Here is a 17750-nt window from a genome sequence, read left to right as displayed (position 1 = left end):
GAGACACAATGGCGAGGCCTGGCGACAACATCCGAAAGAAGCCGGGTAAGCCGGTTGACACCGAACCGCTGAAGCGGGCGGTGACGTCCTGCATGCGGGCGATGGCCGGCGAGCCAGAACTCGAAGTTGTGTTCGCAACCGACAAGCCCGCGCTTGCCGGCAAGCACGCGCGGTTGCCGGATCTCCCGAAGCGGATCACGAAGAACGACGTCATGGTGACCCGCGGCGTCGGCGATTCGATGGCGCTGCGCACAGCCTGCCACAATCCCCGCATACACGCGGCGGCTGCGCCCGATGGCGCCGATGCGCGCGCCGTTTTTGACGCCGTCGAACAGGCGCGGGTGGAAGCGATCGGAGCCCGGCGCATGCCGGGCGTCGGCGACAATCTGTCCGCAATGATTGACGACCGCTTCGTCAAATCGAACCTAGCCGGTGTTACCGAGCGGGATCAGGCGCCGCTCTCCGAAGCAGTGGCGCTGCTAGTCCGCGAGAAGCTGACCGGCCTGCCGACGCCGCCCGGTGCGTCCGCAGTAGCCGACCTCTGGCGAGATTGGATCGACGAAAGGGCTGAGAACAGCTTTCCCAACCTTGAATCATCGATTGACGACCAGACCGCTTTCGCGAAAGCGGTGCGTGACATGCTGGTCTCGATGGAACTCGCCGACGAGATGTCGGGCGAAGAGCCGGATCAGGATGAAGAGAACGACGAAGACCAGCCGGACGCCGACGACGAGACCGAGGGAGGTCAGCAGGACGAGGGCGGAGAGGATCAGTCCGAAGCTGAGGATTCACAAGTCGAAAGCGAGCAACCCGAGTCCGGTGAAATGGACGTCTCTGAGGCGACCTCGGAGGACATGGACGAGGACATGGATGCCGACGCGGAGGAACCAGGCGAGGCTCTACGGTCCGACCAGCCCTTTACCGACATCCTTTCCGGCATCGATTACAAGATTTTCACCACGGAGTTCGACGAGACGATCGCCGCCGAGGAACTCTGCGACGAGGCCGAACTCGACCGGCTGCGGTCTTTCCTCGACAAACAGCTCGCCAATCTTCAGGGCGTGGTTGGACGGCTGGCGAACAGGTTGCAGCGTCGGCTGATGGCGCAACAAAACCGCTCTTGGGATTTCGATCTTGAAGAGGGATATCTCGATCCGGCGCGCCTGCCGCGTATCATCATCGATGAGATGGCCGGCACCTTCGCCCCGCTTTCCTTCAAGCGCGAGCGGGATACAAACTTCCGGGACACGGTGGTGACGCTGCTGCTCGACAATTCGGGCTCGATGCGCGGCCGGCCGATCACTGTTGCGGCAACATGCGCAGACATTCTGGCGCGCACGCTGGAACGCTGCGGCGTGAAGGTTGAAATCCTCGGCTTCACGACGCGCGCCTGGAAGGGCGGTCAGGCGCGCGAGGCGTGGCTGAAGGGCGGCAAACCGGCGGAGCCGGGGCGGCTGAACGATCTCCGGCACATCATCTACAAAAGTGCCGATGCTCCATGGCGGCGGGCACGTCGTAACCTCGGCCTAATGATGCGCGAGGGACTGCTGAAGGAAAACATCGACGGCGAAGCCCTTACCTGGGCGTACCGCCGGCTCGCCATGCGGCCGGAACAGCGCCGCATCCTGATGATGATTTCCGACGGCGCTCCGGTCGACGATTCCACGCTATCAGTTAATCCGGGCAATTATCTCGAGCGACATCTGCGTGCCGTGATCGAGGAGATCGAGACCCGATCAAATGTCGAACTGCTGGCGATCGGCATTGGCCATGACGTGACCCGATACTATCGCCGTGCAGTCACGATCGTCGACGCCGAAGAATTGGCCGGGGCGATGACCGAACAGCTTGCGGGGCTGTTCGAGGAGCAAAAAGCGAGTGATACGAGACCCCGGGTGTCGCGGTGAAGCGCTACAGTAGGAGCGGACGGCCGTGCCGCCTGACGTTGCTTGTTTTCGGATTTTTCGCGCTTGCGCCCGCCGTCCTCGCCGATGTGGCCGGGGAGGCGATTGAGGTCACGGTGAGGGTGCGTCCGATCGAGTATTTCAGAATTGGCTCGAATAATATGCGATTCGGCACTCTGAAATTTGCCGGGGGACTGGAGCTCTACGGATCGTCCCGGCATTTTGGTGCGCTTTCGGGCGTCCACGTGTTTGACGACCAATCGCGTTTCATCGGTGTGACAGATACCGGCTTCTGGTTCGCAGGAACGATCGAGCGGGATGCGGCGCGCAAGCCGACAGGTCTTTCGGCTGTCGCCATGCGGGAGATGTCAGGTGCCAAGGGCGAAAGCAGTCATAGCAAATGGGAGACTGACGCCGAAGGCGTGACTGTTACAGACGATCGGGTATTCGTCAGCTTCGAGCGGTTGCACCGTGTCAGCGAATATTCGCTGACCGACGGCGATTGGCCAATGTTCGTACGGGAATGGCAGCCGCCGGTGCCCTTGCATGAACTGCGGAACAACAAGGGCTTCGAAACGATCGCCGTTTCGCCGGAGCGCACGCCGCTTGCCGGGGCCCTGGTGGGGATTTCCGAGCGCAGTCTCGACCCTGACGGAAATATCATGGCGTTTGTTCGACGCGAGGACGGCTCGAGTTTCGAGTTTTCGGTAACAAGGCGGGGCGCTTTCGACGTAACCGACGGCGAGTTTTTGTCCGATGGCGATCTCATCCTGCTTGAACGCCGTTTCAACATGCAGGATGGTGTCGCCATGCGTCTGCGACGGATCGCAGCCAACGCGATCGGCGAGGGGGTCACCATTGATGGCGAAATCCTGCTAGAGGCCGATCAGCTTTATCAGATCGACAACATGGAAGGCCTCGCAATTTCGACAGATCCGGACGGCACGCCCAGGTTGACGATCGTGTCGGACGACAACCATTCGATCCTGCAGCGCAATCTGCTGCTCGAATTCCTTCTTGTTGACAGCGTCCAAAGCCGGTCAGGTTCCGGATAATCCGGCGCCAGGGACTACATCCCGGGAATAGCCAGCGGATTTTCAGTGATCGCCTGCTGGTCCGGCGTATCGATGCGTGCCTGGCCGGTAAAAGCTGCAAACAGGTCAGCGATGTGCCGCCGCTTGCCGTGTTTCGATATCACGACGAGCCGCGTCTTCCGTTCACTGCTGGGCCAGGACGCAAGCCGTTGCGGCGGATCAAAAACCGACCGGACGCCGTGTATGACCAAAGGCTGATCGGCCAACTGCTCGGTCCAGACGATCCCCTTCATACGCAACATCTCTGGCGCCATGGTCGAGCGCAACAGATCAACGAACATTCCGACTGACGCCTCGTCGATCGGGCGGTTATGGGTCAGTGTGAAGGCCTCGATACCGTTGTCGTGGTGGCGATCGTTATGGTGACCGGCGCCCGAATCCGTGATTTTAGCGTTAGAAACCGTGGCGTCGTCGAGCGTTAGCGAGACGTCGGACGCATTTGCGTCAACCGGTTCAACGAGGGGGTTTAGCGCTGCCAGCGTAGCAATCAATGCGGGAGAGGGCGGTGCGATATCCGTCTTGGTCAGGATGATCACATCCGCGAGCGCCACTTGGGTCCGCGCTTCGTTGTGTTGGTCGAGGCTATCGAGACCCGTCAGAGCGCACACAGCCGTCACTACACCGGCCACGCGGAAGCGGTCTCGAATTCCGGGTGCCGCCATGATGACCTGCAGGACTGGTGCAGGGTCGGCGAGGCCGGTGGTCTCGATGATCACGCGTTCGAGCGGGGTCCCTCCGCTCACGCGCCGCGAGAGCTGCTCCAGCGTATCGACAAGGTCCCCGCGAACCGTGCAGCAGAGGCAACCGTCGGACAGTTCGATCATCGCGTCCGCGGGACTGGCCGATTCAACGAGCAGATGGTCAATACCGACGTCGCCGAACTCATTGACGATGATTGCCGTATTGGCGAGGTCGCCGGACGAAAGCTGTCTGTTCAGCAGCGTCGTCTTGCCGGCTCCGAGAAAGCCCGTAACGATATGAACGGGTATCGACATCGCTGTCAGGTTTCCGGCCGCCTATCCGGGACCGGTACGTCGAAGCCCGGCTCCAGGGCATATCTTGCCCGGTCGTCTTCGTCGACCAGCGTCACGCGCTCGGGTTTATCGGCAGGCAGCGGGACTTCCTTGACCATTTTTCCCAGAACCATCGTCGCCGAGCGGCTAGATCCGATGGCGCCGCCTTTGCCGACCGCCACCGCGACGGGCGGCCGGTCCAGATCCGTCAGCAAGGCGGTATCGAATGGCTCACCGCGTTCGCTTTGTCTCGCGGCGCGCCCCGCGTCGGAGCAGACGATAGGCCGCATGTCGACCGGTGTCTCCGGGGTGTCGGGCGTCTTGGCGAGATCGGTGATCAGCGGCAGCCCCGTTTCGTCGCCGGTGTCGAATGCCTTTTGGAGGAGCGTGGCGGCGCGCTCGGCGCGGCCCTTCGGTCCTATCTCCCCGAGTATGATAGCGATCATGGTGCGGCCATCCTGTGTTGCTGACGCGGCAAGATTGAAACCCGATTCGCAGACGTAACCGGTCTTCATGCCGTCAGCGCCCTGAAACCGGCCGATGAGGTCATTGTAGGTTTTGTAGACCCGTTCGCCATCGCGGATGGCCTCGATCGAGAACAAGTCGGCATATTGCGGGTATTGAGTCCTGATCGCGCGTGTCAGGATCGCGAGATCGCGAGCGGTTGAATACTGGCCGTCGGCGTGCAGGCCATTCGGATTCTCGAAGTTGGTGTCCGTCATGCCCAGAAAGTGAGCTTCCTGATTCATACGGATCACGAAATCCTCCTCGGTTCCGGCGATGGATTCACCGATCGCCACCGCAATATCGTTTGCGGACTTCACGATGATCATCTTCAGGGCGTTTTCCAGCGTTATGATGGTGCCGACCGGATAAGCCATGTGGCTAGGCGGGTTGTGTGCCGCATTGGTTGAAATGCGGACGGGGGATTTCAGGTTCAGCCGGCCGGATTCAATTTCCCGAAACGCCACATAGGCCGTCATCAACTTGGTCAGCGATGCCGGGCTCCAGCGAAGAAAGGCATCCTCGGAGTGCAGAACGCGCCCGCTCGCGGCATCCACGACGATTACCGGGGCTGCGGCGGCCGGAAACGAGAAGAGAAATGCGATTGCAGCCGAGCGTGTCAGGCGCAGTAGTATTCCCGCGTTCATGCTATTTCCGTTGATATGTTGCCGATCGAGTTGTCTAAGGTAGGGCCTGTGACGAAACAAGCAATGCACCTGCTGCTGCATGAATGCGGCAAAGGTGGGACAAGCCGCGCGCTTGCCTCAGCGGGCGGAGTCCGCCATCTGGTCCGCAGACAGAAAGAATCGAAGGACAACGAATGCCGATACTGAACCGTGCTCATCAATTGCAGCCCGAAGTTGCGGAGTGGCGCAGGCATCTGCACATGAACCCAGAACTGCTGTTTGACGTGCACGACACGGCAGCCTTCGTCGCCGAAAAACTCCGTGAGTTCGGGTGCGATGAGGTTGCCACCGGCATCGGGCGAACCGGCGTGGTGGGCGTCATCAAGGGCGCGCGCGGTCCCGCCGGGACCATCGGTCTTCGCGCCGATATGGACGCGCTTCCGATCCGTGAGGAAACGGGCAAGGCTTATCAGTCCAGGGTGGCCGGCAAGATGCATGCCTGCGGGCATGACGGACACACCGCCATGCTGCTCGGCGCATCGAAGTACCTCGCCGAGACCCGCAATTTTGCCGGCACCATCGTCGTCATCTTCCAGCCTGCCGAAGAAGGCGGCGGCGGCGGCGACGCCATGGTCAAGGACAGCATGATGGAGCGCTTCGGCATCGAACGGGTGTTCGGAATGCACAATATGCCGGGCGTCCCGGCCGGCGCCTTCTCCATCCGCCCGGGGCCCTTTTTTGCAGCAACGGACGAGTTCCGCATCGAAATCAAGGGCAAGGGCGGCCATGCAGCCATGCCGCACCAGACGGTTGATCCGATCGTTGCAGCGAGTCAGCTCGTCACCGCACTGCAGACCATCGCATCGCGCAATACCGACCCGATCTCGTCGATCGTTGTTTCGGTGACGAAATTCAATGCCGGCAGCGCGCACAATGTCATTCCCGAGACGGCGGAGATGTCCGGAACGGTCCGCACGCTTTCAGCGGAAAGCCGCAAACTGGGCGAGGTACGGATCCGGACACTCACCGAGGGTATCGCCGCCGCCCATGGGGCGATCGCGACAGTCGAATACCGGAACGGATATCCGGTAACGGTCAATCACGAGGCGGAAGCAGTGTTCGCGGCAAAGCAGGCCGCCCGCATCGTCGGCGACAGCGCTGTCGACACGTCGGCGCCCCCGCTGATGGGCGGGGAGGATTTTTCATATATGCTGGAAGCGCGCCCCGGCGCGATGATCCTGATCGGCAACGGCGAGACCGCGGGACTGCATCATCCAGCATATGACTTCAATGACGAGATCATACCGCTTGGCATCAGCTACTGGGCGGCGCTTGCCGAGGCTAATGCTCCCGCCTGACGGTCCGATTTCGGTTTTAAAATCCGGCCGTTCTTGATATCAGGCGAACGCGTGGTCCCGTAGCTCAGCAGGATAGAGCATCAGATTCCTAATCTGAGGGTCACAGGTTCGAATCCTGTCGGGATCACCATTTGCTCCCTTTCCTTGTCCAGTCAGTCGGTTCCGCTGGCGAGCACAGCGTGCGGCGGCCGCTTCGTGCGGAACTCTCCCAAGAACCTGGCATCGAAATCGCAGAATTCGACCGCCGCGTCGATATCCGGAAACTGGAGTCTGCCCTTGCCGAAGACGATCAGGCCCGAGCGCCGCAAATGCTGAATCGACTTGTTTGTGTGAACGAGGGACAGTCCGCAGATATCGGCGATCTGCGATTGTGTAAGCGGAAAGTCGAAACTGTCGTCGTCCGCCTCCTCGATCAAAAGCATTCGGCACCAAAGCTCGAGGAACAGGTGGAGAATTCGCTGTCGCGCAGGTCGAGCACCGAGGCTGATATTGTGCTCACTAATGATGTTGAAACTGCGCACAGCGCTCCAGTCGAGACCCGCGGCGAGTATCGGATAGTTACGGTAGATGTCGAGGATGCGGGTTGGCTCGATCGCCGCCAGTTCAACATTGGTCAGCGCCGAGACATTGTGGACTGCGGAGCGCCGGAAGTTTACGTGCAGACCGATGAAGTCTCCTGGCAGATAGATCTTGATGATCTGTCGCCGCCCGAGGGGCGTCACGTGCCAGCGCATCGCCCAGCCCTTGCGAATCAGAAAGCTGGCAGTGAATTCCTCGCCATCGGCGATGATCTTTTCGTCTGGTTTCAGTTGGGCGCGGTTATTTTGAAGTCCCTCGAAGAACTCGATTTCCTCAGTCGTGAGCAGGACAGTTGAACTGAGTCGACGGACGGCGGCGCTGTGCATGGCCTCGCCTTCAGTCATCATTCGCATTTCCATCTGATCTTCCGGTTTGCGTCCCTGCATCGTCTATAGACCACGTATCGCTACAGCGGAATGTCTCCGGGGCGACGTGATTATGCCATCCCCCGGTTGATGGCCCTTCGCGAAATCCGTATGGCTTTCGACGTGACCCCGTGGCAGCGTGCCTGCCGACGGTTCCGGAGGAGTATCGGCATGGACATCTCGTATTCGGCGGAGGATCTGGCGTTTCGCGAAAAAGTTCGGGCGTTTCTGCAAGAGAGACTGCCGCGGACCCTGTCGGAAAAGGTGCGCCGCAATCAGCATCTTTCCCGCGACGACATGGAACAATGGCATGGCATCCTCAACGATAAGGGCTGGCTTGCCCAAGATTGGCCGAAGGAACATGGAGGCGCGGGTTGGACGACAGTTCAGCAGCAAATATTCGAGGACGAGGCGGCTGCGGCAAACGCGCCGCGCATCGTGCCGTTCGGCCTGAAGATGCTCGCGCCTGTGCTGATGAAGTTCGGCTCGCCGGAGCAGAAGGATCGTTACCTCCCGCGTATTCTTAACGGTTCGGACTGGTGGTGTCAGGGCTATTCGGAGCCGGGCGCAGGGTCCGACCTGGCGTCGCTGAAGACCCGTGCCGTGCGCGACGGCGACCATTACGTCGTCAATGGCCAGAAGACGTGGACCACGCTTGGCCAGCACGCCAACAAGATATTCTGTCTCGTACGCACCTCGACTGAGGGAAAACCCCAGGAAGGTATCTCGTTCCTACTGATCGACATGGACACGCCGGGCATCACGATCCGGCCAATCATCCTGCTCGAAGGCACGCATGAGGTGAACGAAGTGTTCTTCGACGACGTGCGGGTTCCAATCGAAAATCTCGTTGGCGAGGAGAACAAGGGATGGACCTACGCCAAATACCTGCTGACACATGAGCGAACCAACATCGCCGGTGTTGGCTTCTCGCGAGCGGCGCTGGCGCATGTCAAGGCGATTGCCCGCGATCAAAAGGTTCGTGGCAGGCCGCTGATCAACGATCCACTCTTCGCGGCGAGAATCGCCAAGGTTGAAATGGAGCTCGCTGCGCTGGCGACGACGAATCTCCGTGTCCTTTCCGCGCCAGATGCAGCCGCAAATGCCGGTCCGATATCCTCGATGCTGAAGATTAAGGGCACTGAGATCCGGCAGGAGTTGAACGATCTGGCACGGCGCGCGCTGGGTCCCTACGCGCTGCCTTTCGTCTCGGAGGCGCTGGAGCCCGGCTGGAACGGCGAGCCGATAGGACCCGAAGACGCTGCCGGTGTCGCCGCCGACTATTTCAACAACCGCAAGATCTCGATCTACGGCGGATCGAACGAGGTTCAGCGCAACATCATTTCAAAGATGGTCATGGGGCTCTGACATGGATTTTTCCCTGACCGACGAACAGCGTATGCTAAAGGATACGCTTGCCCGTTTCGTCGCCGACAATTACGGCATCGAAGTGCGGCACGAGATTGCGGCTTCGCCGGAAGGATTTTCGCGCGACATCTGGAGCCAGTTCGCCGAGCTGGGGATTATCGGCGCGCTGTTTGCGGAGGCCGATGGTGGTTTCGGCGGCGGGGGCTTCGATCTCTCCACTGTGTTCGAGGAGATCGGACGGGGTCTGGTGGTCGAGCCGCTGCTTGCCTCTGTCCTCGGCGGAAACGCCATCGCGTCGCTCGGCGATGAGGCTCAGAAGGCGAGGCTCGAAGGGGTCATCGCCGGTGAAACAATCGTGGCCTTGGCCCATGGCGAACCCCAAAGCCGTTACGACCACGTTCACGTCGAAACCAGGGCGGAGCGCGATGGTGATGGTTGGCGCCTGAACGGCGAAAAGGCGGTGGTTCTGAACGGGGACAGCGCCGGAACGCTGGTCGTGTCGGCACGCACCGGCGGCGAGGTGTGGGACGAGGAGGGTATCTCCTTATTTCTCGTTCCGGCGAATGCCGAAGGCGTCACGGCCCGGGGTTATCCAACGATCGACGGTCTGCACGCTGCCGAGATTGCCTTCGAGGCGGTTACGCTCGATGGGGGCGCGCTGCTCGGCAGGGAGGGCGGTGCATTCCCTGCCCTGGAGGAAACATTGGCGCGCGGCGCGCTCGCGCTGTCGGCCGAAGCAATCGGCGCGATGGAGGTCTGCCGCGACATCACGATCGAATATCTGAAGACGCGCAGGCAATTCGGCGTGCCGATCGGGAAATTCCAGGCGCTGCAGCACCGAATGGCAACGTTGCTGATGGAAATCGAGCAGGCGCGATCGTCGGTGATTAATGCCGCCGGATGTTTGAACAGATCGCGTGAGGAACGCGAACTGGCGGTCTCAGCGGCCAAGGCCATGACCGGGCGCATTGGCCGGATGGTTGCCGAAGAAGCCATCCAGATGCATGGCGGCATCGCTATGACATGGGAATATTCCCTCGGACATTACGCCAAGCGCCTCGTGATGATCGATCATCAGTTCGGTGACGTGGATTTCCACACCGCGCGATATGCGGAGATTGCAGCTGTGGCCGGCGTCTGACCACGCCTCTCCCCTGATTCGGTTGAAAATTATCATCGATGTCAAATGGTTAACGGATTTTTTTCCCTAGGGTCCGGAACCAAAAAATGGATCGTGAGTTGTTGTGGCAGGCAACATCATTCAAGGACGAGAAAATGAAGACCTCCACAATCATCGCCAGTGCGGTAGCCATCGCCGTGATCATCGCAGCTGCATTCTATTTCTTTGACGTCGATCAGACGCAGGAAGCTAAGCTTCCGGATGTGGATGTGAAGGTCGAAGGCGGCCAGGCACCAAAGTTTGACGTCCAAGCCGGTTCGGTAGACGTCGGCAGCGAGGAAAAAACCGTCCTTGTACCGAAAGTCGTCATGGAAGAGGAAAAGGTTACCGTGCCGACGGTCGACGTCGAGCCTGCACCGGAAAACTAAACGCTTTCCGTGTACGCGGTTTCAGCGTAGTTCGCGCAGAAACCGCCACAACGGGACCAATTTCGCGAATTCTGTGACGCAGCGGGACACTAAGTCCGGCTGCGTCGCCGCTTCAGGGCCCTCCAAATCCCGCCAAGCAACAATGCCCTTGTGTAGCGCTAGTTCCACGTAAGGGTGATCATCCGGGAAGCCGGCCGGCACGCGCTTCAGTGCGGGCTCGCCGATCCGAAAGCCGTCGTGCCTCAACCTGTCGAGCATACGGCCTAGATCGTCGCCCAATTCCGCAGCGATCTTCTTTCGGTAGATATCGAGGACATTTCTCGGAAACTCGAATACGCCGCAACCAACCGTACAATATTCCGGTGAAAGGCCGAACATCCACACCGGGAAGCCGTCACCCTCTTCAACCGGTAACCACGAGATGTGGATGTGAGTGTGGTAGGGCGTCTTGTCCTTCGAGAAACGGAGATCGCGGTTTATCCGGAAAAGCTTAGGCCTGTGCGGCTGGCCGGTAAGGCGCTCGAGTTCACCGGCGACGATTTCTGCCAGGGCCGTGGCGGGCTTTTTAACCGCACTGGCGTAAGCGTTCTTGTGACCGGAGAACCATTCCCGGTCATTGTTGGCTTTCAGTTGCTCAAGAAAATCGAGGGTCTCGCGAGGAAAGCCTGTAAATTCGCCGGTGGGCATCGTTGGCTCCTGACTATTTCGGCGGCAACGAACCGGTGAATGCGACAGCCATCGAGACGAGGTCACGCAGCACGGCCAGATCGGTATCCTCGCCCGCATGAACAAAGCCGCCCATCGCGCGTCCGCCATGGATCATCGGCGTCACGCCCGGACGTTTCAGCGCCTCCTCCTGTTGCTCCTTGCCCACACGCAGCATCAGTCGGCCCTCGCCGCTTTTTTTCTCCCGGTGCGCGCCACCAACCATGTTGCCGTCGAGCAGGAAGCAGACCCCGCCCATCATTCTCTTTTCCGACAGGCCCTGCAGGCCGGCGAGCATGTCGCGCATTCTTTCGGCGAGCTTCTCATCGTAGGCCATATGTCATCTTATCCGAATTTCATGCGGCGAAAAGCGGCCCGGATCAGGATATCCCGACCGCTTCCTAATCGACTATTGCTGGCTCTCGTAGGTTATGAGCGCGAGCGAACCGCCTTGCGGATCGCGGATGGTCGCCATCCGACCTACGCCCGGCATACTGGTCGGTTCCGTAACCGGGGTGGCGCCGGCGTCGACGGCCTTCTTGAACCGCACGTCTACATTATCAACGGTGATGTAGACGGTCCAAGCACCTTCTTCCGCAGGCTGGGGATAAAAGCCGCCGACCGGCGTGTCACCGACGACGATCGCGGGATAGGACGACCCGTCACCCATGGGCATATCGTTGACATGCCAATCGAGCACTGTCTCGTAGAATTTGCGCGCGGCGGCCGGGTCGCTGCCCTGATGCTGAATCCAGCTCGGCGCGCCATGCGTCTGCATCGGATTGCTCATATCGAATCTCCCTTCGCTTTGCATCAACGGCGATACGACGAAGGGAAAACCCGAAATCCGACAGCCCGGAAAGTTTTTGCGATCAGGAGGTGTGGTAGCTTCCCGAACGGGCGCGCCGCTGTGCTTCGCGGTCCTGAACGGAGACCCAGTAGATCGTACCTCCGCCCATGAAGAAAACTCCGAGACCGGCAAAAAACAAACCGAGCGATCCCAGCATGTCAATCTCCATCATGTTCGTCCATTTTTCTTGCGGAAACCGGGAATTGGCAGCGCCAATCAATCGGGTGCCAAGCACCTCTGCAATGCCGCAATTCGCTGGGTAATATGTGCCTCCTGACCCTTATTGGGACAGAGTGAAAGCGCCGCTCGGAATGCGTGGAGGGCTTCTTCCTTGCGTCCGAGCGCGGCAAGGAAATCCGCTCTCGCGACATGATAGGGCAGGTAGCTTCCCAGATCGTCCTCCAACGGGGCGAGTGCGGCGAGCGCGGCGGCGTGACCCTTCGTCATGGAAATCGCTACCGCATGGTTGAGGGCGACGACCGGAGTGGGCATCTCGCGTTCCAGCGCGCCGTAAAGCAGTTCGATCTCGGCCCAGTCGGCATCTGCGGCGGTCGCTGCCCGGCAATGCACTGCGGCAATCGCCGCCTGGATCTGGTAAGGGCCAGGGCGACCCTTTCGAAGCGCCTTTTCGATCATGACAGTCGCTTCGGCGATCGCCTCCCTGTCCCAAAGCGTCCGGTCCTGGGCGTCGAGCGTGATGAGTTCGCCTCCGGCGCCGATCCGCGCGCGATGCCGCGCATGCTGCAGAAGGCAAAGCGCGAGCAACCCCATGACCTCGGCCTGCGCCGGGAACAGCGACAGCAAGAGCCGCGCAAGCCGGATCGCCTCGGAACAGATCTCCGGGTTGATATGGCTCTTGCCATGGCTCGAGGCGTAGCCCTCGTTGAACAGAAGATAGATCATCAGACACACCGCCTCGAGGCGGCGCGTACGCTCGAATGCGGTGGGTGTCTCGAGCCTACCGGCAACCGCAGACGCCTTCTTCTTGGCGCGGGTGATACGCTGTTCCATCGCCTTCGGCTTGATGACGAACGCAGCGGCGATCTGCTCCACCGAAAATCCCGCAATGACCTTGAGCGCCAGCGCCAGTTGATCGTGCACACCGAGATCGGGATGGCAGCACATGAACATCAGCCGCAGCACATCATCGCGCATGTCGGCACTGTCGATTACCTCGGCACGCTCCAATTCGACCTCGGTGTGGTCCCGCGGCCCGCCCATTAATGCGATCTCGTCAGAGGCGAGTTCGGCAAACCTTCTGTCGCGGCGGATCCGGTCGATCATGGCGTTCGAGCCGGTGCGGATCAGCCATGCGGCCGGATCCGACGGAATCCGCGTCGCCGGCCATTTCTTGAGCGCGCGCAGCATCGCTTCCTGCAGGGCGTCCTCGGCGACGTCGAGATCGCGAAACCGGCGCAGCAGCGCGGCCAGCGCTCGCGGCCTGGCATTGGCGAGATGCGCCTCAAGCGTGTGGGTCAGGGCCATCGGAGGCTTGCTGGTTGGACCAGTGAACCGGACGGATCTCGTAGGATGCGGTGTCCATCGGCAGGAGCCTGGCGGCCTCGATCGCTTCATCCATGGTGGCGCATTCGATCAGATAAAAGCCCAGAAGATGCTCCTTGGACTCAGCGAACGGCCCATCGGTCACAACGACGGAGCCGCCATGAGGCCGCAGAGACACGGCCGTATTGCTTTCCATCAGCCGGGCGACCGCCCCTAGGGCATTTCGTTTCTTCATCGTTTCCTGCAATTTCCCGTGCTTCGCGAGAATTGCCTCCTGTTGTTTCTCCGATAGGCGGTCGAAAACACCATCCGCACCGTAGATCAGGATTGCGTAGAGCATGGTTTCCTCCCATGGGCATGTCGCGATTGTACGACGAACCCGACGGATGAAAACCTACATCGTATCGTGACAGATCGCCTTCCGCGCTGCACAATGCACCTACACCGATGTCCCTCGCATGAAAGCCCGACACAAATGATCGACGACCTCGCAGCCGATGCTCGCGAAATCTTCAGGCATGGAGTGGCCGCAGCCGATCCTCACGACGCGGTGCTTAGCGCCCTGCGCGTGCACAATGACATGCTGCACGAAGTGACGCGCGTCCACATCATTGCCGCCGGGAAGGGCGCCTGCCCGATGACCGAGGCTGCCCTTTCGCGGGTGCCGGCCGGCAAGCTCGGCAACGTGGTCGTGGTAACGAACTACGAGAACGTGCGAGAGATCGCTGGAGCGGTCGTTCACGGTGCATCGCACCCGCTGCCGGATGCCGCAGGCGCGGAGGCGGCAAGAGCGGTCGAGACGGTCGCAGGAAAGGCGCGGGCCAGCGAACTGGTGCTTTGCCTGATTTCCGGCGGCGCGTCCGCGCTGCTGCCGGCTCCGGTCGACGGCATCACGCTGGAGGAAAAGATGCGGGCAAACGACCTGCTGCTGAAGTCGGGCGCCGACATCGTCGCCATGAACACCGTCCGCAAGGCGCTCTCGCGCCTGAAGGGGGGCGGTCTCGCCCGCCTGATCGCGCCCGCGCAGGGCGTCGCGCTGATCCTGTCGGATGTGCCGGGAGACGACCTCTCCATTATCGCTTCCGGCCCAACAGTCTCTGACACCGCGCCACCGGTACGTGCGCTTGAGATCGTACGGTCGCTGGGTCTGGAAAACGACATGCCGGAAAGCGTCATGAGACATCTAGAGGCGCGTGCTGCCGCCAAGCCGGACAGCGAAGCGCACACGACGGAGAATCTTCTCGTCGGCTCCAACCGCATCAGTCTCGAGGCCATGATGACCTTTGCAGCCCGGAAGGGTTACCGGACAGACGTTCTCGCAGAGTGGCTGGCAGGGGACGTCCAGGCTGCGGCGGAGGCTTTCCGGGAGGCTGCGCGTGCAGCCGAGCCGGACAAACCGGTCGCGATCCTTTCCGGCGGCGAGACGAGCGTGCATGTCACCGGCACGGGGAAGGGCGGGCGAAACCAAGAACTCGCGCTGCGTTTGGCGGCGCTGTGCGAAAGCAGTCCCCTGCCACGTGAATGGGTGTTTCTTTCCGGTGGAACGGACGGGCGCGACGGTCCGACCGATGCCGCCGGTGGCATCGTGACGCCCAAGACAATCCAGAGGATCAGCGCTTCCGGTGAGTCAGTCGATGCTTACCTTGCAAACAACGACGCATACCATGCGCTGAACGTGGCCGACGCGTTGCTGATGACCGGCGCCACGGGAACGAACGTGGCGGATCTGCAGGTACTCCTACTTGGATAGATCGCGCGTCGCGCCGTCGAGCCCTTCGAGCGTCAGCGGGAACATCCGTCCGCCCATGATCTCGCGCAGCATCCGGGTGGACTGGGCGAAGCCCCACTTGTCCTGGTGCTCCGGATTGATCCACACGGTATGCGAATATTTGTCCAGCACGCGCTGCATCCAAAGCGCGCCGGGTTCCTCGTTCCAGTGCTCCACCGAACCGCCGGAATAGGCAATCTCGTACGGGCTCATGGCCGCGTCGCCGACAAATATTACCCGGTAGTCGGGACCGTACGTATGGAGCACGTCCCAGGTCGGAATGCGCTCGGCCTGACGGCGGCGGTTGTCCTTCCACACGGTTTCGTAGAGGCAGTTGTGGAAGTAATAATACTCCATGTGCTTGAACTCTGTGCGTGCCGCCGAAAACAGTTCCTCCACGACGCGGACGTGGTCGTCCATTGAACCGCCTACATCGAAAAACATCAGCAGCTTCACCGCATTGCGCCGCTCCGGACGCATCTGAACATCCAGATAGCCGTGCTCTGCGGTTGCTCTGATCGTTCCGGAGAGATCGAGTTCGTCCGGGGCCCCGCTGCGGGCCCAGCGGCGCAGCCTCTTGAGGGCCACCTTGATATTGCGAGTGCCGAGCTCGACCGTGTCGTCAAAATTGCGGAATTCACGCTTGTCCCACACCTTGACCGCGCGCCGGTGGCGGCTTTCCTTCTGGCCGATGCGCACGCCCTCGGGATTGTAGCCGTAAGCGCCGAAGGGTGAGGTTCCGGACGTGCCGATCCACTTCGCGCCCCCCTGATGGCGGCCCTGCTGTTCCTTCAACCGGTCGTTCAGCGTTTCCATAAGCTTCTCGAACCCGCCGAGCGACTCGACCAGCCTTTTTTCGTCTTCTGTCAGGTATTTTTCAGAGAGCCTGCGCAGCCAGTCGGCAGGCAGGGCCCTCGGACCGATACCCGCTTCGCCGGAGATGGCCTCAAGCCCTTTGAAAACGTGCGAAAAGACCCGGTCGAACCGGTCGATATGCCGCTCGTCTTTGACGAGCGAGGCGCGCGCCAGAAAGTAGAACCCGTCGACATCGAAATCCACGATCCGTGCCTCCATGCCTTCGAGCAGGGAGAGATACTCGCGCAGCGACACTGGAACCCTGGCGGCCTTGAGTTCGAGGAAGAACGGGATGAACATGAGGCGAAGGTAACGCCCGCAGTGCTCCTTGTCATGTCATCGGCGGACATAATCCGACACGATTTGCGTCACCCTTGCGCTTGCCGGTCCGTCCTCTTCGCGCACAATTCGATCGCATCGGCCAATGGAACCGGCCTGCCCAGCAGATAGCCCTGGCCGCTGGCCACGCCGAGCGCCATCAGGGAATTCAGTTCGCCCTCCGTCTCGATGCCTTCGGCGACGATCCGCGTGCCGGTTTCGGCGGCAAAGAAGATCAGCGCCGCCGCCAGCGAGCGGCGCGCCCGGTCCTTGTCGATGTCGCGTGTGAGCGTCATGTCGAGCTTGATGAGGTTGGGCCGCAACTGCACAATGTGCTGCAAGCTGGCATATCCGGCGCCCGCGTCGTCGACGGCCACACGCAGACCGGAAGCACGGAGAGGGGCGAGGACCCTATCGAGCGCGCGATAGTCCTCCACCCTCGCATGTTCCGTGATTTCCAGGACGACCCGTTTCAGCGGGAGTGATTCCAGCATACCGGCAAATGTGTCTCCGGCGACCATGCCGGGCGATGCATTGACCGAGAGATAGACATCCTCAGGCAAGGACGGGAGACTCTCCAACGCCTTACGGATCACGGCCATTTCGAGTTCGGCGCCCAGTCCGGCCTCGTCAGCCTCCCTGAACCAGATGTCCGGTGTCTGTCCGGAGTTCTCGTCAAAGCGGCAAAGCGCCTCCATGCCGACGGGCCGGAGCGGATTGAGATTCCATATCGGCTGATACGCGATGCGGAAAGCCTGCGTGTCGATCGCCCGGCGAATGCGCTCGGCGGTTCGTTGCTTCGCCGTTTTCGCCGCCTGCTCTTCGCTGACATGACGGGCGGCAAGGTCGGCAAACATCTTCATCGTTTGCAGATCCCGGTCGTTCAGCGTTTCGTTGGGAGCGGGACTGAGGCAGCAGAACATGCCGTAGGGCGTGCCATCGGCGAGGCGTATGGGAATGCTGACATGCGACCCGATGGGAACCGCATCGGTGATGGGCATAGCCCTGGCGAGCGGTTCCTTCGCCGTGTTCGGGATCAGCTCGGGCAGGCGACCCTCAAGAATGTGATTGCAGTAGACATCTTCCAGAGACTGCGAGTCGCCAGGCTTGATCAGGTGTTCCAGCCCGGGCGCGTCGACCCGGCGAAACACTGAACGACCATCCACGAATTCCGAGAGGTAAGCGACCTCCATGCCGAGGTGCTTGCGAATCGCCTCCAGCGCGTCCTGCACCAGATCGCCACTCGCGCTGCCTGCCGCCAGCGCCTCCATTATCCTTCTGGCGTGTTCCGGCATGAGATGCGCCTTTTCGTCGCGTTTCCTGGAACGAACCGCTAGCAAGAAACTCCTAAGAACCGCTGAATCGGGGCAATCTCGTCGAAATCCGCCCGGA

At 60.9% G+C, this 17750-nt stretch carries 18 protein-coding genes and 1 tRNA gene; 8 read left to right on the top strand and 11 right to left on the bottom strand.

The genetic code is table 11. From position 1 onward, the window contains the following. Nucleotides 1-8 precede the first annotated feature (8 nt). Both cobT and LC298_RS09115 read left to right on the top strand, forming a co-directional pair. Nucleotides 9-1907, top strand: coding sequence for a cobaltochelatase subunit CobT (gene cobT / locus LC298_RS09120; RefSeq protein ID WP_131569034.1), 1899 nt, complete (start codon nucleotides 9-11; stop codon nucleotides 1905-1907). Further along, nucleotides 1904-2959, top strand: coding sequence for an esterase-like activity of phytase family protein (locus tag LC298_RS09115; protein WP_131569032.1), 1056 nt, complete (start codon nucleotides 1904-1906; stop codon nucleotides 2957-2959). Before cobT ends, LC298_RS09115 begins: the two co-directional genes overlap by 4 nt. A 14-nt stretch (nucleotides 2960-2973) precedes the next feature. On the opposite strand, the gene LC298_RS09110 is transcribed toward LC298_RS09115, so the two are convergent. Further along, nucleotides 2974-3993: a CobW family GTP-binding protein gene (locus tag LC298_RS09110; protein WP_131569030.1), complete on the bottom strand. Its 1020-nt coding sequence runs from the start codon at nucleotides 3991-3993 to the stop codon at nucleotides 2974-2976. A 5-nt stretch (nucleotides 3994-3998) separates the two neighbouring features. Further along, complete coding sequence (locus LC298_RS09105) at nucleotides 3999-5162, bottom strand: D-alanyl-D-alanine carboxypeptidase family protein (RefSeq protein WP_131569027.1); 1164 nt, start codon at nucleotides 5160-5162, stop codon at nucleotides 3999-4001. 173 nt (nucleotides 5163-5335) lie between these two features. Here LC298_RS09105 and LC298_RS09100 point away from each other — a divergent pair, with 173 nt between their 5' ends. Continuing rightward, nucleotides 5336-6499 (top strand): M20 aminoacylase family protein, encoded by a 1164-nt coding sequence (locus LC298_RS09100; protein WP_131569025.1) that lies wholly within the window; start codon nucleotides 5336-5338, stop codon nucleotides 6497-6499. A gap of 53 nt (nucleotides 6500-6552) precedes the next feature. Continuing rightward, nucleotides 6553-6629, top strand: a tRNA-Arg gene (locus LC298_RS09095). 22 nt (nucleotides 6630-6651) lie between these two features. Here LC298_RS09095 and LC298_RS09090 read toward each other — a convergent pair. Next, nucleotides 6652-7425 carry a Crp/Fnr family transcriptional regulator gene (locus LC298_RS09090; RefSeq protein ID WP_158284771.1) on the bottom strand — a complete coding sequence of 258 codons (774 nt, stop codon included), beginning with the start codon at nucleotides 7423-7425 and terminating at the stop codon, nucleotides 6652-6654. 189 nt (nucleotides 7426-7614) lie between these two features. Here LC298_RS09090 and LC298_RS09085 point away from each other — a divergent pair, with 189 nt between their 5' ends. The 3 genes from LC298_RS09085 to LC298_RS09075 all read left to right on the top strand — a co-directional run bounded on the left by LC298_RS09085 (nucleotide 7615) and on the right by LC298_RS09075 (nucleotide 10359). Beyond that, nucleotides 7615-8811 (top strand): acyl-CoA dehydrogenase family protein, encoded by a 1197-nt coding sequence (locus LC298_RS09085; RefSeq protein ID WP_131569021.1) that lies wholly within the window; start codon nucleotides 7615-7617, stop codon nucleotides 8809-8811. A 1-nt stretch (nucleotide 8812) separates the two neighbouring features. Then, nucleotides 8813-9952, top strand: coding sequence for an acyl-CoA dehydrogenase family protein (locus tag LC298_RS09080; RefSeq protein WP_131569019.1), 1140 nt, complete (start codon nucleotides 8813-8815; stop codon nucleotides 9950-9952). Nucleotides 9953-10038: 86 nt separating this feature from the next. Beyond that, nucleotides 10039-10359, top strand: coding sequence for a hypothetical protein (locus LC298_RS09075; RefSeq protein WP_223385612.1), 321 nt, complete (start codon nucleotides 10039-10041; stop codon nucleotides 10357-10359). Nucleotides 10360-10380: 21 nt separating this feature from the next. On the opposite strand, the gene LC298_RS09070 is transcribed toward LC298_RS09075, so the two are convergent. The 6 genes from LC298_RS09070 to LC298_RS09045 all read right to left on the bottom strand — a co-directional run bounded on the left by LC298_RS09070 (nucleotide 10381) and on the right by LC298_RS09045 (nucleotide 13757). Then, nucleotides 10381-11046: a TIGR02453 family protein gene (locus tag LC298_RS09070; protein ID WP_158284770.1), complete on the bottom strand. Its 666-nt coding sequence runs from the start codon at nucleotides 11044-11046 to the stop codon at nucleotides 10381-10383. Between the two features lie 13 nt (nucleotides 11047-11059). Further along, on the bottom strand, nucleotides 11060-11401 hold the full coding sequence (locus LC298_RS09065) for a TfoX/Sxy family protein (protein WP_131569015.1): 342 nt from the start codon (nucleotides 11399-11401) through the stop codon (nucleotides 11060-11062). Between the two features lie 72 nt (nucleotides 11402-11473). After that, nucleotides 11474-11854, bottom strand: coding sequence for a VOC family protein (locus LC298_RS09060; RefSeq protein WP_131569012.1), 381 nt, complete (start codon nucleotides 11852-11854; stop codon nucleotides 11474-11476). Between the two features lie 82 nt (nucleotides 11855-11936). Further along, nucleotides 11937-12086, bottom strand: a complete 150-nt coding sequence (locus tag LC298_RS09055) for a hypothetical protein (protein WP_158284769.1) — start codon at nucleotides 12084-12086, stop codon at nucleotides 11937-11939. Between the two features lie 44 nt (nucleotides 12087-12130). Then, the gene (locus tag LC298_RS09050; RefSeq protein ID WP_131569010.1) at nucleotides 12131-13399 is read right to left on the bottom strand and encodes an RNA polymerase sigma factor; all 1269 of its coding nucleotides are present in this window, start codon (nucleotides 13397-13399) and stop codon (nucleotides 12131-12133) included. Continuing rightward, nucleotides 13377-13757, bottom strand: a complete 381-nt coding sequence (locus tag LC298_RS09045; protein WP_131569008.1) for a YciI family protein — start codon at nucleotides 13755-13757, stop codon at nucleotides 13377-13379. The genes LC298_RS09050 and LC298_RS09045 overlap by 23 nt, the downstream gene beginning before the upstream one ends. Before the next feature lie 135 nt (nucleotides 13758-13892). Here LC298_RS09045 and LC298_RS09040 point away from each other — a divergent pair, with 135 nt between their 5' ends. Then, nucleotides 13893-15167: a glycerate kinase type-2 family protein gene (locus tag LC298_RS09040; RefSeq protein ID WP_131569006.1), complete on the top strand. Its 1275-nt coding sequence runs from the start codon at nucleotides 13893-13895 to the stop codon at nucleotides 15165-15167. Here LC298_RS09040 and LC298_RS09035 read toward each other — a convergent pair. Together LC298_RS09035 and LC298_RS09030 are read right to left on the bottom strand one after the other, a co-directional pair. Beyond that, entirely contained in the window at nucleotides 15156-16340 is a 1185-nt protein-coding gene (locus LC298_RS09035) for a vWA domain-containing protein (protein WP_131569004.1), read from the bottom strand. The genes LC298_RS09040 and LC298_RS09035 overlap by 12 nt on opposite strands. Before the next feature lie 68 nt (nucleotides 16341-16408). Continuing rightward, on the bottom strand, nucleotides 16409-17653 hold the full coding sequence (locus LC298_RS09030; RefSeq protein WP_223385611.1) for a sensor domain-containing phosphodiesterase: 1245 nt from the start codon (nucleotides 17651-17653) through the stop codon (nucleotides 16409-16411). Nucleotides 17654-17750: the final 97 nt, after the last annotated feature.

Source organism: Oricola cellulosilytica, from assembly GCF_019966575.1.
Lineage (GTDB): Bacteria > Pseudomonadota > Alphaproteobacteria > Rhizobiales > Rhizobiaceae > Oricola > Oricola cellulosilytica.
The sequence above is the reverse complement of the archived record's forward strand: the minus strand, read 5'-3'. Positions and strand labels throughout refer to the sequence as shown.